We start from the raw sequence: 15573 nt of genomic DNA, 5'->3' as shown, positions 1-15573 counted from the left end.
AGAAGATCGAACCGTTAATAGGACCAAACAACACTGCCTTACTAACTCCTTCTGGGCTTCGATGATCTGAAGCAACTCGCTGCCGAAACCTACATAACTCTTTGTTTACCAAGGAGTTTTCCGTTTCGACTGCGCCGGAAGTGGGGCGAATTATAGACTTCCAGAATCTGCCGTCAAGGGTTAATTACGCTTTTGTTGCAGAAGATGGTTTTTTAGCAATAAGACGGGGAATTCGGCGCATCACCGGCGGTATACGCAGGACCAGAAGCAGCGCCCCTATAGATGCATAGATAGCCCACTCCTTGAGATCTGCCCGCACGATCCACAGCATATGCAGCAAACCAAGCCCGAGAATCACGTAAACCAAACGATGCAGTTTCTTCCAGCGCACACCAAGGCGACGCTGGCTGTATCGGTTGGAGGTGACTGCCAGCACCAATAGAGAAAGGAATCCCAAGGTACCCACAATAATGTAAGGCCGCTTCCGTAGCTCAACCCCCAACTGCGACCAATCCAACCCAAGGATAAACACGCAGTAAGCAGCAAGATGCAAAACCACATAGGCAAAGCACCACAATCCCAGTTGCCGTCGCACGGCGATCCACCCCGCCCAACCACTGAGCTTCTGCAACGGTGTCATACCCAGGGTTATTAACAACAGAATCAAGGTGCCAAGCCCGAGCCGATCCATCAGCACCTTGCCCGGGTCAGGTCCCAGCGCAAAGCTCCAGGCCTCGTACAGCCAGAACAGCGGCCACACCGCCGCTGCTATAAAGACGCCGATGCGCCAGATCGGATAGCGCATCAATAGTTCTTCCGCAGATCGAGGCCCGTATAAAGAGAAGCGACTTCATCGGCGTAGCCGTTGAACATTTGTGTCTCACGCACATTGGGACTGAACAGCCCGCTGGGCAACCGCCGCTCCCGCGCCTGGGTCCAACGCGGATGGTCGACGGTAGGATTCACATTTGCGTAAAACCCATACTCACTCGCGGCAATACTTTGCCAGGTGGTTTTCGGCTGCTCGCTGACCAGGCTGATGCGCACGATCGACTTGACGCTCTTGAATCCGTACTTCCACGGCACCACCAACCGCAACGGCGCGCCGTTCTGGTTCGGCAGCTCCCGCCCATACATGCCCACCGCAAGGATCGCCAGGGGATTCATCGCCTCATCCAATCGCAGCCCTTCTACATAAGGCCAGTCGATCAAAGCGAAGTTGGACCGCTGCCCCGGCATGCTCTTGGGATCCTGCAGGGTTTCAAAACGGATGTACTTGGCGTTCGAGGTCGGCTCGACGTGCTTGAGCAGTTCCGATATAGGGAACCCTATCCACGGAATGACCATCGACCAGGCCTCTACACAGCGCAGTCGATAGATTCGCTCTTCCAACTGATAGGGCTTCATGAAGTCTTCAAGCGCATAGCGCCCAGGTTTGGCGACCTCACCATCTATCACCACACTCCACGGCTCAGTCTTCAGAGACCCGGCATTGGCTGCAGGGTCGCCCTTGTCCGTACCGAACTCATAGAAGTTGTTGTAGTGGGTTGCGTCCTTGAAAGGGGTGATGGCCTCGTCCTTGACGGTAATCGCCTGCCATTTGGTACCCGGCAGCTTTTCGGCAAACCAGCCAGGTGCATTGCCCGGCTCGACATCGGCATAACGTGCCGCATCATCCGCACTGGCCCAACGCGGCAGGCTGCTGGCAGCCAGGCCGGCAAGCGCACCACCGAGCAAGCTGCGGCGAGAGAAATAGAGGGATTCAGGCGTGACATCCGATTCTTGGCAATCAGACGCTTTGGGAAACTTGATTAACATGGCAACTCCGCAGCTTTGGAGGACAGATGCACCAATAGACTGCGGAGTATGGGGGAAATTACATTAAGGCAACGTTTTGCGCTGACGAAGATGCAGAAGGTACTGCACCGGGCCGGACGCGGCATACACAAGGAAAGCCAGCAGCAGGATTCGCGGCGGATCACTGAAGACCACGGCAAACACCAGCACCACTGCCAGGATAGCCACAAACGGCACACGCCCTTTGAGATCCAGCTCCTTGAAGCTGTTGTACTTGATATTGCTGACCATCAGCATGCCGGCCGCCGCAACCATCAAGGCCACCAGGAACGACATCTTGGAACCCTGGATACCGTAGTCGCTGAATGCCCAGACAATACCGGCTACCACACCCGCCGCAGCCGGACTGGCCAAGCCAATGAAGTAGCGCTTGTCGGCAGTCCCCACCTGGGTATTAAAGCGCGCCAGACGCAATGCCGCGCCCGCCACATAGATGAAGGCAACCATCCAGCCAACCTTGCCCATATCACCCAGCGCCCAGGCAAATGCGAGCAACGCCGGCGCCACACCGAAGGCAACCATGTCCGACAGCGAGTCATACTCGGCGCCAAAGGCACTCTGGGTGTTGGTCATCCGCGCAACCCGGCCATCCAGGCCATCAAGGACCATGGCGACGAAGATCGCTATCGCGGCAAAACCAAAGTACTTGCTGGCCCCGGCCGCATCGCCGGCCGCCAACGCACTCTGGGCACTCATGGAATTGATGATGGAGTAGAACCCCGCGAACAGGTTCGCAGTGGTGAACAGATTGGGCAGAAGATAGATGCCACGATGCCGGACTTTACGGCCTTCAGCATCGTGCCCTTCTTCGACATGTTCATCGATCGGTAGCAGGCTTTCGGCGTCAGAGGCCTGGTTTGGCTCTTCGGGACGTTCGCTCATGGACTTTACCTTGCAACGGTGTGAAAAATTTCGACAGAAACTTGCGGCGAGTGTTCGCCCGCAAACGATGCAGCTTTATACCAGAACCTGCCCCGCAAACGAAAAAACGCGGCCTAAGCCGCGTTTTCCCTTGATCCGTACGACTTAGTTTTTGGCTTTGTCGACGATCTTGTTGGCACCGATCCACGGCATCATGGAGCGCAGTTGCTCGCCGATGATCTCGATACCGTGAGCGGCGTTGTTACGACGCTTGGCGGTCATCGAAGGGTAGCCGGTTGCACCTTCGCTGATGAACATTTTGGCGTATTCGCCGTCCTGAATACGTTTCAGGGCGTTGCGCATGGCCTGACGGGACTCGGCGTTGATCACTTCCGGGCCAGTCACGTACTCGCCGTATTCGGCGTTGTTGGAGATCGAGTAGTTCATGTTGGCGATACCGCCTTCGTACATGAGGTCAACGATCAGCTTCAGTTCGTGCAGGCATTCGAAATAGGCCATTTCTGGCGCGTAGCCAGCTTCAACCAGGGTTTCGAAACCGGCCTTGACCAGTTCAACGGTACCGCCACACAGAACGGCCTGTTCGCCGAACAGGTCGGTTTCAGTCTCGTCCTTGAAGGTGGTTTCGATGATGCCGGTACGACCGCCACCCACGCCAGCAGCGTAGGACAGTGCGACGTTCTTGGCGTTGCCCGAGGCGTCCTGGTAGATCGCGATCAGGTCAGGGATACCGCCGCCTTTGACGAACTCGGAGCGCACGGTGTGGCCCGGTGCTTTCGGCGCGATCATGATCACGTCGAGGTCGGCGCGCGGCACAACCTGGTTGTAGTGGATCGCGAAGCCGTGGGAGAAGGCCAGGGTGGCGCCCTTCTTGATGTTCGGCTCGATTTCGTTCTTGTACAGCGCGGACTGGAACTCGTCCGGGGTCAGGATCATGACCAGGTCGGCAGCAGCAACAGCAGAAGCAACGTCAGTCACTTTCAGGCCGTGGGCTTCAGCCTTGGCAACAGTGGCCGAGCCTTTGCGCAGGCCAACGGTCACGTCAACGCCGGAATCTTTCAGGTTGCACGCTTGGGCGTGGCCCTGGGAACCGTAGCCGATGATGGCGACTTTTTTGCCCTGGATGATCGACAGGTCACAATCTTTATCGTAATAAACTTTCATGAGGTTCCTCTATATATCCAGGCCGTTTAAGGCCATTCGCTAAATTTGAGTTAGATGCTGAGTACTTTGTCGCCACGAGCAATCCCGGTGACGCCACTGCGTACAGTTTCCAGAATCGAGGCCGTCCCGATCGACTGGATGAAGCTGTCCAGCTTGTCGCTTGTACCGGTCAGTTGAACGGTATAAACGCTGGCGCTCACATCGACGATCTGCCCGCGATAAATGTCGGTAGTGCGCTTGATCTCGGCCCGTTGTGCACCCGTAGCCTTGACCTTGACCAGCATCAGCTCACGCTCGATGTGGGCACTCTCCGACAAGTCGACCAGCTTGACCACTTCGATCAGCTTGTTGAGGTTCTTGGTGATCTGCTCGATCACCTCATCATGGCCAACGGTGGTCAACGTCAGACGCGACAAGGTCGGGTCTTCGGTCGGCGCCACCGTAAGGCTTTCGATGTTGTAGTTGCGTTGCGAAAACAGTCCGACCACACGTGACAGAGCGCCCGGTTCGTTCTCCAGAAGCAGGGAGATAATGTGCCGCATGATTAGGTACGCTCCGTCTTGTTCAGCCACATATCGCGCATGGAGCCGTCTTTGATCTGCATCGGGTAGACGTGCTCGCTGGTGTCGACCTGAATATCGAGGAACACCAGGCGGTCCTTCATGGCGAACGCCTCTTCCATCATCGGCTTCAAATCCTTCAGATCGGTGATGCGCATGCCGACATGGCCATAGGCTTCAACCAATTTGACGAAGTCAGGCAGAGACTCCATGTAGGAATGGGAGTGACGGCTGCCGTAGCTCATGTCCTGCCACTGGCGAACCATGCCCAGTACACCGTTGTTCAGGCAGACGATCTTCACCGGCAAGCCATATTGCAGGCAGGTCGACAGTTCCTGGATGTTCATCTGGATACTGCCTTCGCCGGTGACGCAAGCAACGTCGGTGTCCGGGAAGCTCAGCTTCACACCCATGGCCGCAGGGAAACCAAAGCCCATCGTGCCCAGGCCACCGGAGTTGATCCAGCGGTTAGGCTTGTCGAACTTGTAGTACTGCGCCGCGAACATCTGGTGCTGGCCCACATCGGAGGTCACAAAGGCATCGCCCTTGGTCACTTCGCACAGGGTTTCGATCACGGTCTGTGGCTTGATGACGCTGCCATCACCCTTGTCGTAAGGGAACAGACCGCGATCACCGCGCCACTCGTCGATCTGCTTCCACCAGCTGGCAACGGAATCCTTGTTCGGGGCTTCGCCGATTTCCTTCAGCGCAGCGACCATTTCGGTCAGCACGCTTTCCACAGGACCAACGATAGGCACGTCGGCCTTGATGGTCTTGGAGATGGATGCCGGGTCGATATCGATGTGGATGATCTTGGCATTCGGGCAGAACTTGCTCGCGCCATTGATCACCCGGTCATCGAACCGCGCACCGACGGCGAGGATCACGTCAGCATGGTGCATGGCCAGGTTGGCGGTGTAGCTGCCGTGCATGCCGAGCATGCCGACGAACTGACGGTCCGAACCCGGGAACGCGCCAAGGCCCATCAAGGTGTTGGTGACTGGCAGGTTGAGCAGCTTGGCCAGTTCGGTCAGCGGTGCAGAACCGCCGCCCAGAATCACCCCACCACCCGAGTAGAGCACTGGACGCTTGGCCGCCAACAGCATTTCTGCCGCCTTGCGGATTTGCCCCGAGTGCCCGCGAACGGCCGGGCTGTAGGAACGCAGCTTGGCTTTCTTCGGGAAGATGTATTCGAATTTTTCCGCCGGGTTGGTCATGTCTTTCGGGATATCGACCACTACAGGACCCGGGCGACCGGACTGTGCGAGGTAGAACGCCTTCTTCATGACTTCCGGGATTTCCGAGGCATGCTTGATCATGAAGCTGTGTTTCACGATCGGCCGGGAAATACCGATCATGTCGGTTTCCTGGAATGCATCGGTACCGACCATGGTGCTCGCCACCTGGCCAGAAATGATCACCATCGGGATGGAGTCCATATAGGCCGTCGCGATGCCGGTAATGGCATTGGTCGCGCCAGGGCCGGAAGTCACCAGTACCACACCGGCTTTACCGGTGGCACGGGCGTAACCGTCAGCCATATGGGTAGCAGCTTGTTCGTGGCGAACCAGGATGTGGGTAACAGCCGGTTCCTTGAACAGTGCGTCGTAGACATGCAGCAGAGCACCACCTGGGTACCCGTAGATATAGTCGACGCCTTCGTCACGCAAAAAGCGGACGAGCATCTCACCGCCAGATAAAAGCTCCACGTTGTTCACCTCTAAAACGCCAGAATACCGTCCGTTAAAAACCGACGGGTCTTAATAGGTTTACTTCTCAGCAGAGCATGAGCGACGGTGGTCGCCGACTACGTCAGCACTGACTGAGCAAGTATTGGGAGCGTCCCAAGTGTTGCGGGATTTTCCCACCCAGCGCGAGGTAACGCGTTGCGGGTGTAACAGGTCGGCGCGGGTATGCGCCTCATGATCTGCTGAGTGGGTCTGCTTCTGGCAGTCCCTCTACAGCGGACTTTGGATTCTTCTGTTTCAGCCCCTCCAAGTCAAGCAATAATTGCGCTTTTTTCCAACTAAGCGCATGAGAACGTAGAAGAAAGGGGCTTGAGGAGGGATAAAACTCGCCTGAATGGCGCAAAGCGGTAGAAATATGCGCAAGACTGCCGGAAAAACCGGCAGCCAGGCAATTAACGAGCGTCGACGATCAGTTGATCGAACTTTTTCAGCGCAGTCCGCAGGCCAAGGCTCTCAAGTGGCCGATCGGCGTAAACCATCTCGGCCATCTCCAGAATCCCCGACGCATTGGGCAATGGCAGGTCCTGTTCGAGGATTTGCTTCATCCGTGTCAGGAAAATCCATTGCAGCCACTGGTGAAAGTCCAGTGTGTCGACGGAAAACGGCTCAACACTGCTCAAGGCTTCAGCACTGGGGGACACTTCGTCCCACCAGCCCTGCAAGCGCAGTTCGCGCTCGATCATCAACAACTGTTCGGCAATTGCCGGAAAGCGTGCATCCATCAGAGGCTTACCTTGGCTTTTTGCCGAGCCTGGGCGGCGCCGGCAGCATCGCCTTGCTTCTCGCGGGCATCACCGATCAAGCTCCACAGGCTGGCCTGCAGGTCTGGACGGCCATTGGCCAGGGTCAGGCCGCGACGGGCAAATTGTTCTGCTTGCGGGGCATCGCCCTGGGCCATGCGAACCTGAGCCAGGCGGTATAGCACTTGCGGTTCACGCGGTGCCACGCGCTGGGCGCGCTCGAGGCTCGACGATGCGCCGTTCAAATCGCCACCCGACTGCTGCTGTTGGGCAGTGGTGAGCAACGCCAGCACCGGGCCATCCAACTGCTCATCGGCAGACAGGCCACCGGCACTGCTGGCGGAAGGAATTCCACTCGGCGTCGACGGCATGTTGTAGGTGCCCTGGTTGATCGGTGCCGTTTGAATCGGCGTGGCATCGATCGGGCCCGATGTACTTGGGCCTGGGGTCCATGGTTGAGTACTGATCGGAGCCGAGGTGGCAGCGCCGCCACCCGGGATCATCACCACTACACCAGAGTCCTGAGGCACGGCTTGCGCCTGGGGCCGGGCCTGGGCAGGACGGTTGGTAACGGTTTGGCGGAAGCCGCCGTTGGCCGAGATCCGGTCGTTGTTGGACACCGTTGTACTGGAGTCCACCACCGGAATAGAGCCCCGCTCCACGCTGGCGCAACCACCGAGCAATGCCAAAACTGTAATAGCTGGAATCAACAACTTGTTCACGTGAAACCCTCTTTGCTTAATTCATCCAGCCCTTGACCCAATCCATCACCGATTCAGCACTGGCGGGCGCACTGGCACCGCACGCTGCACCGGGTGGTGGCTCGCTGCCGCGAATATACGGCATCTGCACCGCGCCCGGACAGTTGGCATCGGAACCCTGGCCGGTGTGCGGATCGATCCAGGCCTGGACGATATTGTCCGGCTGCGGCATGTTCAGCGGCAGTGGATCGGCCTTTTTCATGAAGCTGGTCCATACCTGCAACGCGCCGGTGGCACCGGTAAACGGCGTCTTGCCGTTGTCATCACGCCCCAGCCAAACCACTGCCAGCAGGTCCTGGCTGAACCCTGCGAACCAGCTGTCCCGCGAATCGTTACTGGTACCGCTCTTGCCAGCCAGTGTCAGGTTGGCCGGCAGCACGTTGTAGGCCGAGCGCCCGGTACCTTCGCGCATCACGCGCTGCATGGCGTTCTGGATCAGGTAGATCGAGGCCGGGTCAAAGCGTTGCTGAATCTGGAACGGATAACGCTTGAGCGGTTCGCCTTCGGCCGTCAACACGCTCCGGATCCCACGCATCGGCGTATTGAAACCACCGTTGGCCAGGGTCTGGTACATGGTCGCCACTTCCATCGGGCTCATCGCACCCGCACCCAACAGCATCGATGGGAACGCCGGGAACTCGCGAGTGATGCCCAACCGGCCGAGCGTCTTGAGCACGTTCGGCACGCCCAGTTCAAGGCCGAGGCGGGAAGTCGAGATGTTGTAGGAATGCGCCAAGCCCTGGTACAGGAAAATCGTACCGTGGGAGCGACGATCAAAGTTATGCGGCGTCCACATCTGGCCATCAGCCCCTTTGACCGACAGCGGGTCATCGGACAGCCAACTGGTCAGCGTGTACTTGCTCGGTTTTTCCAGCGCGGTCAGGTACACCGCCGGCTTGACCAGCGAGCCAATCGGCCGCACCGCGTCCAGCGCCCGGTTGAACCCGGCAAAGCTGGCCTGGCGACTGCCGATCATGGCCTGGACTTCGCCGGTTTCCGGGTTGGTCACCACCATCGCAGCCTCGACGTCGTCAGAGCCTTTACGACCTGTCAGGCGTTTGAAGGTGTCATTGACCGACGCTTCGGCCTTCATCTGCAGGATCGGGTCGAAACTGGTGAAGATCCGCAGGCCTTCTTCGGTCAAGTCTTCGTCGCGGTAGTCTTCACGCAGCTGGCGTTTGACCAGGTCGATAAAGCCCGGGAAGGAGCTGTCGGCGAGCTTGCCGCGGGTGGTTACACCCAGTGGCATTTTCTTCGCGGCGGCCACTTGTTCAGGGGTGGCGACACCTTGCTGCTCAAGTACATCCAGCACCAGGTTACGGCGCTCCAGCGCCCGCTCCGGGTTGCGACGCGGGTTGTAGTAGGACGGCCCCTTGACCATGCCCACCAGCAGCGCCACCTGGTGCAACTTCAGCTCGGACAACGGCTGGCCGAAGAAGAACTGGCTGGCCAGACCAAAACCGTGGACGGCACGCTGACCGTCCTGGCCAACGAACACTTCATTGAGGTACGCCTCAAGAATTTCCTGCTTGCTGTAGTGCAGCTCCAGCAGCATCGCCATCATGGCTTCGGTCAGCTTGCGGGTCAGGCTGCGCTCGTTGGTCAGGTAGAAGTTCTTGACCAATTGCTGTGTCAGCGTACTGCCGCCCTGGGTCATCTTGCCGCCGGAGGTGTTGACCCAGAGGGCGCGCGCGATGGACTTCGGTGATACGCCCCAGTGGCTGTAGAAATCCCGGTCTTCGACGGCGATCAGAGTATCCAGCAGGTAAGGCGGCACCTGATCGATCTTGATCAGGATGCGGTCTTCCAGGTTTTTCGGATAAATCCCACCGATCATTAAGGGTTCCAGGCGCACCACCGGCAACTTCGAGCCGTTGAGCGAGGACAGTTCGGCTACGTAGTCGCCAGAGAAGCGCACGCGCACCGGCTGGGGTTTTTCCAGGCCTTCATAGAACTGGAAGCCGCGGGTGTTCAAGTCAACCGTGTTGCCGCTGACGGCAGCGGCGCCGGGGCCATTGCTCACGGGTTCGCGGCGATAGCCCAGGGCATCGAGCTCGGTGAGGAAGTCATCCTTGCTCAGCTTCTGGCCGCTGAACAGTTCCAGCGGGCGCGCGTAGACCTTGGCCGGAATGGTCCAGCGCTTGCCGGAGAACTTCTCCTGGACCACGGCATCGAGGTAAACCGCGAAGCCGGCGATCACGACAAGCCCTACCAGGCTGAGCTTAAGCGCCCAGCCCAGCCAAGGGCGCAGGCCGCGGGAAGGAGGTTTTTTACGGGAACGGGGAGATCGGGTACGAGTCATGGCGGCGGATTATACGCACTTTATTGATGACCAACATGAGCCGGACAGCGGTTTGCACGACCGCCTGTAGGAGCCATAATGCCCGCCATGAATTTTCCCAGACTCTGAAGGATCGCCCGTGAGCCAGTCCCTGATTGCTGCCCTGCAAAACCCGGCCCTGTTTCCCCATCCGGTGGATCAGTTCCAAGTCATCGAGACCCATATTTCCTGGGTCCTGCTCACTGGGCCCTATGCTTACAAGATGAAGAAGCCGGTGAATTTCGGCTTCCTCGATTTCACCACCCTGCAAGCCCGCGGCCACTTCTGCAATGAAGAGCTGCGCCTCAACCAGCGCCTGACCGATGATTTGTATCTTGAAGTGTTGCCGATCACCGGCAGCGCCGAGGCACCGCAGTTGGGCGGCGACGGTCCGGTGGTCGACTACATGCTGAAAATGCGCCAGTTCCCGCAAAGCCAACTGCTCAGCACCCTGCAGGCCAACGGCGAACTGACCAGCGCGCACATCGACGAAATGGCCAGGCAGATCGCGCATTTTCACCTGAATGCCCCGAAAGTGCCGGCCACTAACTCTGCTGGCACGCCGCACGATGTCATGGCACCGGTGCTGCAGAACTTCGAGCAGATCCGTCCGTTCCTCAGCGACAAGGCCGACCTGGCACAACTGGACGCCTTGCAGGCCTGGGCCGAAAGCAGCTTCGAGCGCCTCAAGCCACTGTTCGAACAACGCAAGCTCAATGGCTTCACCCGTGAATGCCACGGTGATATCCACCTGGGCAACGCCACGATGATTGATGGCCACGTGGTGATCTTCGACTGCATCGAGTTCAACGAGCCGTTCCGCTTCACCGACGTGTATGCCGACACCGGCTTTTTGGCGATGGACCTGGAAGACCGCGGCCTCAAGAGCCTGGCACGACGCTTCATCAGCCAGTACCTGGAGCTGACCGGCGACTATCAAGGCCTGGAAGTACTGAACTTCTATAAAGCCTACCGCGCCCTGGTACGCGCGAAGATCGCGCTGTTCAGCATGCCTTCCGAGGCGAATGCGGTGCAGCGCGCTACCACCCTGCGCCAGTACCGCAACTACGCCAACCTGGCAGAAAGCTACAGCACCATCCCATCGCGCTTCCTGGCCATCACCCATGGCGTATCGGCCGTTGGCAAAAGCCATGTATCCATGCGCCTCGTAGAAGCATTGGGGGCGATTCGCCTGCGTTCGGACGTAGAGCGCAAGCGCCTGTTCGGCGAGCAGAAGGTCGAGAACACGCCGCAGGCCGGGATCTACGCCGCAGACGCCAGCGCCGCGACCTACGCGCGCCTGAACGAAATCGCCGACACCGTACTGCGCGCCGGTTTCCCGGTGGTATTGGACGCGACCTTCCTCAAGCGAGAACAACGCGACGGGGCGGCCAAGATCGCCGAGGCCACCGGCGCGCCATTCCTGATCCTTGACTGCAATGCGCCACAGGCGGTAATCGCCGCTTGGCTGGCACAACGTCAGGCGGACAAGAACGACCCTTCCGACGCCACCCTGGCCATCATCGAAGAACAGCAGGCCACCCGTGACCCGCTCAGCGCCGAGGAGTTGCTGCTCAGCAAGCGCGTGGAGACCAATGAAAGCGGGACCCTGGACGCATTGGTGGCACATATTCGCCAGCGCCTGCCGGGGCTGTAAGAAATATTTCTTGGTCGTGCAGCCTTCCGGGGCTCACGGCCGAGAAATAGTGGCACTATAATGGCGCCATAATTCCAACACGGGAGTCGCCATTGTGAGCCAGCCGAAGCTACTTGATACCCCGCTGTACGCGCTTCTGCATAAAGATGATATCCGCGGCTTCAACCAGGAGCGTCCGAAAGACGGCACCATCGATATGCGCGGTGGCGACTTTCGCGGCCTGGACCTGCGCGACCTGAATGCCGAGGGCGTGGATTTCACCGACGCTTATTTCCGCTCCGCCGACTTGCGCGGCCTGGATTTGCGTGACTGCCCACTGGAAGGCGCGAGCCTGGCGCACGCCCAGATCTCCGGCACTTATTTCCCCCCTGAGTTAAGCGCCGACGAGATCCTGATGTCCGTCAATTTCGGCACACGCCTGCGCTACCGCACACGCTAAACCGCTGCATCGGCTCCCGGCTACGCACAAGGTACCGGGGGCTTCACCCTTTCCTACGCTAACCCCCCCCCGCCTGCCTTAGAAGCTTTTAGGTCGTTGCCGACCAAAGAACTACGCTTTTCCTACTGAGCGCTACACTCCTTTCAGGCTTGCCTGGTCACGATACCCACCGAACCATTCGGCCGTCGCAAGGAGGCTTGATGAATGATGAGCTGCAACACCTGAAAAACCTTGGCAAGACGTCGGCGCAATGGCTGCATGCGGTGGGCATCCACAGTGCGTCCGACCTACGCCGCCTGGGGGCAGTCGACGCGTACCGTGCCGTACGCACCCGCGGTTTCAGGGCATCCAAAGTGTTGTTGTATGCCATTGAAGGCGCGCTGATGGATGTGCACTGGAATGACATTCCCGTTGAACGCAAGGAAGCTTTAAATCGTCAGCTGGACGCTCTGACGGCACGCCAAAAGAATTGAGATGCCAACTTGCACCCGCGTTTACGGGGATTCCAAACAGAAGTTTGAGGAAATTCGAAGAGACCGCAAAAACAAATGTTGACTCTCAAATGAGAATCGTTATGATTATCACAACTGGTCGCGAGATCAGCCGATAACTGAAAGACCATTGGTTCGGACTCTCAGATTATCTCCTCATCAGGCTAATCACGGTTATTTGACCCGGCTCTTGCCGGGTCTTTTTTTGCCCATAAAAAACTGCGGCGATTTTCAGCGGGCAATGATCAACGGATGGCCGCGCTCCGGATGCGGCTGCACCAACACATCCAGCCCGAATACCGCCTTCAGCGGCTCAGGCCGCAACACCTGTGCCGGTGTGTCCAACGCATGGGGCCGGCCATCCTCCAGTAACAGGATGCGATCACAGTAGCGCGCCGCCAGGTTCAGGTCGTGAAGGATCACCAGCACAGCCGCGCCACGGTCGGCAAAGCGGCGGATCGCCTGCAAGGTGGTGTGCTGGTGCAGCGGGTCAAGCATTGATGTCGGCTCATCCAGCAACAAGGTCTGCCCCGCTTCACCCGGCCATAGCTGCGCCAGCACCCGTGCGAGGTGCACACGCTGCCGCTCGCCGCCCGACAACGCCAGATAGCTGCGCCCGCTCAAGTGGCCGACGTCGGCAGCCTGCAAGGCAGCATTGATGATTTCATCGTCACGCACCCGGCCCGTCTGATGAGGCAAGCGCCCCATGCCCACCACCTCTTCGACGCGAAAGGCAAAGTCCAGGGTCGAGGTCTGCGGCAACACCGCCAGGCGCTGGGCACGCTGCGCTCCGCCCCAGTCTTTCAACTCACGCTGATCCAGCCACACAAGGCCTTGGTCGGGCTGCAACTCGCCGCATAACGCACCGAGCAATGTACTTTTTCCCGCACCGTTGGGGCCCAATACGCCGAGCACTTCTCCTGGCAGCAGGTCCAGGGTGATGTCCGCCAGCACAGTTTTGCGCCCACGACGGATCTGCAGGTCTTCTACTCGCAGCATCAGGCGCGCCCTCGTAACAACAGGTAGAGGAAAAACGGCGCACCGATAAACGCGGTAACAATGCCGATCGGTAATTCCGCCGGCGCCAAGGCCAGGCGCGCCACCAGATCGGCAAACAACAGCAAACTCGCCCCCGCCAGCACCGAGGCTGGCAGCAGCACCCGATGATCCGGCCCCGCCAGCAGGCGTACCAGATGCGGCACCACCAGCCCGACAAAGCCGATCATCCCCGCAGCCGCCACGGCCGCGCCCACGCCCAGCGCGGTGCAGAACACCAGTTCGCGCTTGAGGCCTTCAACATCAATGCCCAAGTGACTGGCTTCCGACTCACCCAGCAGGAGTGCATTCAGCGCCTTGGCCCGGCGCGGCAGCCACAGTGCTACGCCGGCGCTGACCAGCAGCAGCGGCCATAAGCGCGAGTAGCTGGCGCCATTCAGGCTGCCCAGGTTCCAGAACGTCAGGGTGCGCAAGGTAGCGTCATCTGCCAGGTAGGTGAACAGGCCCACCGCCGAACTGGCGAGCGCCGTCAGGGCGATACCCGCCAGCAACATGGTCGCGACGTTGGTTTGGCCGTTGCGCCGCCCCAGGCGATAGACCAGCGCTGTTACCCCCAAACCGCCGAGGAAGGCACAAAACGACAGCAGATAAGGCCCGAGCGCATCCGGCAAACCGCCAAAAAACGAACCACCGACAATCGCAATCGCCGCGCCCAACGCCGCACCGCTGGAAACCCCGACCAACCCGGGATCAGCCAAGGGGTTGCGAAACAGCCCCTGCATTGCAACGCCGGAAAGCGCCAGAACCCCACCGACGGCCAATCCCAGCAACGTACGCGGCAGGCGAATCTGCCCGAGGATCAGCTCCGCCTGCTCCAGGCCTTGGGCCTCGATTGGCACACCCATCAAGCGTAAGGCTGCCCGCAGTGTGTCCATTAACGGCAGACTCACCGGCCCCAGGGCCAATGACAACCAGATCGCCAGTACACACAGCAGACTCAAGCCGATAAACAGGGTTCGCGGTTTAACCAGAGTGGTCATGGGGCGGTATTAGCCTGAGACGGATAGAACCCGGCAGACAGCTTCACCAGGCTTTGCGGCAAGCGTGGCCCAAGCCCACCCACCAGCAGCGTCGGGTCCAGTTCATAGACGCGTCCATTCCTGGCCGCTGGCGTCGAAGCCAGGATCGGGTTTTCCTTGAACAACGCGGCGCGGGCCGCATCCCCGGTCAAAGCGCGATCGGCAAACACCAGCACCTCAGGATTGAGCCCCGCCAGCGACTCTACGGAAAACGGCTTGTAACCATCGTGGGTCGCCAGGTTGTGGCCGCCGGCCTGCTGCAACATCCAGTCAGCCGCCGTGTCTTTGCCCGCAATCAGCGGTTTGCCGCCGGCATGTCCCAGCAGCAACAGCACTCCAGGCGCCTTTTGAGTGGCCTGGGCCTTGGCCACCCAGTTCTTTTGTTGGTCAAGTTGTTGCTGATAGTCACTGAACAGTTCTGCAGCCTTCGCTTCGTTACCCAGCAGCTTGCCCAAATGCTGAAGGTTGCCCTGCAGCGTCGGCAGATCCGGCTCGGCTGAAAACAGCTCCACTTTCACACCGGCATTGCGGATTTGCGCCAACACCGGTGGCGGCCCCATTTCCTCGGTGCCCACCAGGATTTGCGGGCGCAGGCTCAGAATGCCTTCCGCCGACAACTGACGCTGGTAACCAATGCTCGGCAACGCCTTGAGGGATTCCGGATGCTGGCTGGTGGTATCCACGCCCACCAGCTTTGACTCACCGCCCAGGGCCGTCACCCATTCCGACAACGCACCACCGGCGCTGACCCAGCGTTGTGGCAGTTCAGAGGCCTGGGCCCCAGCGTTGACCAGCAGTCCGACAACGAGCGCGATAGCACTGGCACTCAGGCGCATAAAAGGGTTTCCTTCCAAGGGGTGAGCCCGCTGAAACACTCGCAAT

Annotated in this window: 15 protein-coding genes; 3 read left to right on the top strand and 12 right to left on the bottom strand. The window is 59.3% G+C overall.

All coding sequences use genetic code 11. From position 1 onward, the window contains the following. Nucleotides 1–184: 184 nt before the first annotated feature. The 9 genes from msrQ to mrcB all read right to left on the bottom strand — a co-directional run bounded on the left by msrQ (nucleotide 185) and on the right by mrcB (nucleotide 10011). Nucleotides 185–805 carry a protein-methionine-sulfoxide reductase heme-binding subunit MsrQ gene (gene msrQ / locus HYE77_RS27235; protein ID WP_102368092.1) on the bottom strand — a complete coding sequence of 207 codons (621 nt, stop codon included), beginning with the start codon at nucleotides 803–805 and terminating at the stop codon, nucleotides 185–187. Continuing rightward, nucleotides 805–1818 carry a protein-methionine-sulfoxide reductase catalytic subunit MsrP gene (msrP, locus tag HYE77_RS27230; protein WP_003212121.1) on the bottom strand — a complete coding sequence of 338 codons (1014 nt, stop codon included), beginning with the start codon at nucleotides 1816–1818 and terminating at the stop codon, nucleotides 805–807. Before msrP ends, msrQ begins: the two co-directional genes overlap by 1 nt. A gap of 63 nt (nucleotides 1819–1881) precedes the next feature. Beyond that, a complete protein-coding gene (pssA, locus tag HYE77_RS27225) occupies nucleotides 1882–2739 on the bottom strand; it encodes a CDP-diacylglycerol--serine O-phosphatidyltransferase (RefSeq protein WP_003212123.1) in 858 nt (285 codons plus the stop codon). 144 nt (nucleotides 2740–2883) lie between these two features. After that, entirely contained in the window at nucleotides 2884–3900 is a 1017-nt protein-coding gene (gene ilvC / locus HYE77_RS27220) for a ketol-acid reductoisomerase (protein WP_003212125.1), read from the bottom strand. A gap of 50 nt (nucleotides 3901–3950) precedes the next feature. Continuing rightward, nucleotides 3951–4442, bottom strand: coding sequence for an acetolactate synthase small subunit (gene ilvN, locus HYE77_RS27215; protein WP_003176102.1), 492 nt, complete (start codon nucleotides 4440–4442; stop codon nucleotides 3951–3953). Nucleotides 4443–4444: 2 nt separating this feature from the next. Further along, entirely contained in the window at nucleotides 4445–6169 is a 1725-nt protein-coding gene (locus HYE77_RS27210; protein ID WP_008436892.1) for an acetolactate synthase 3 large subunit, read from the bottom strand. 431 nt (nucleotides 6170–6600) lie between these two features. Continuing rightward, complete coding sequence (locus tag HYE77_RS27205; protein ID WP_177069930.1) at nucleotides 6601–6930, bottom strand: YqcC family protein; 330 nt, start codon at nucleotides 6928–6930, stop codon at nucleotides 6601–6603. After that, nucleotides 6930–7670: a M48 family metallopeptidase gene (locus tag HYE77_RS27200; protein ID WP_008436887.1), complete on the bottom strand. Its 741-nt coding sequence runs from the start codon at nucleotides 7668–7670 to the stop codon at nucleotides 6930–6932. Before HYE77_RS27200 ends, HYE77_RS27205 begins: the two co-directional genes overlap by 1 nt. 16 nt (nucleotides 7671–7686) lie before the next feature. Beyond that, nucleotides 7687–10011: a penicillin-binding protein 1B gene (mrcB, locus tag HYE77_RS27195; RefSeq protein ID WP_003212132.1), complete on the bottom strand. Its 2325-nt coding sequence runs from the start codon at nucleotides 10009–10011 to the stop codon at nucleotides 7687–7689. A gap of 118 nt (nucleotides 10012–10129) precedes the next feature. On the opposite strand from mrcB, the gene HYE77_RS27190 reads away from it, so the two are divergent. The 3 genes from HYE77_RS27190 to HYE77_RS27180 all read left to right on the top strand — a co-directional run bounded on the left by HYE77_RS27190 (nucleotide 10130) and on the right by HYE77_RS27180 (nucleotide 12598). Next, a complete protein-coding gene (locus HYE77_RS27190; RefSeq protein WP_177069928.1) occupies nucleotides 10130–11686 on the top strand; it encodes a bifunctional aminoglycoside phosphotransferase/ATP-binding protein in 1557 nt (518 codons plus the stop codon). A gap of 94 nt (nucleotides 11687–11780) precedes the next feature. Next, on the top strand, nucleotides 11781–12125 hold the full coding sequence (locus HYE77_RS27185) for a pentapeptide repeat-containing protein (protein WP_008436884.1): 345 nt from the start codon (nucleotides 11781–11783) through the stop codon (nucleotides 12123–12125). A 200-nt stretch (nucleotides 12126–12325) separates the two neighbouring features. Then, the gene (locus tag HYE77_RS27180) at nucleotides 12326–12598 is read left to right on the top strand and encodes a TfoX/Sxy family protein (protein WP_003212140.1); all 273 of its coding nucleotides are present in this window, start codon (nucleotides 12326–12328) and stop codon (nucleotides 12596–12598) included. A gap of 249 nt (nucleotides 12599–12847) precedes the next feature. Here the strand turns inward: HYE77_RS27180 and HYE77_RS27175 are convergent, their stop codons facing one another. From HYE77_RS27175 to HYE77_RS27165, 3 genes are read right to left on the bottom strand one after another with little or no spacing between them, the layout of a single operon-like run. Then, on the bottom strand, nucleotides 12848–13615 hold the full coding sequence (locus HYE77_RS27175) for a heme ABC transporter ATP-binding protein (protein WP_177069927.1): 768 nt from the start codon (nucleotides 13613–13615) through the stop codon (nucleotides 12848–12850). Further along, a complete protein-coding gene (locus tag HYE77_RS27170; RefSeq protein WP_177069926.1) occupies nucleotides 13615–14652 on the bottom strand; it encodes an iron ABC transporter permease in 1038 nt (345 codons plus the stop codon). Before HYE77_RS27170 ends, HYE77_RS27175 begins: the two co-directional genes overlap by 1 nt. Further along, entirely contained in the window at nucleotides 14649–15527 is an 879-nt protein-coding gene (locus tag HYE77_RS27165; RefSeq protein WP_177021517.1) for a hemin ABC transporter substrate-binding protein, read from the bottom strand. The genes HYE77_RS27170 and HYE77_RS27165 overlap by 4 nt, the downstream gene beginning before the upstream one ends. Nucleotides 15528–15573 lie beyond the last annotated feature (46 nt).

This window comes from Pseudomonas sp. IPO3774, assembly GCF_013386835.1.
Lineage (GTDB): Bacteria > Pseudomonadota > Gammaproteobacteria > Pseudomonadales > Pseudomonadaceae > Aquipseudomonas.
This window is presented reverse-complemented; position numbering and strand designations above follow the sequence as displayed.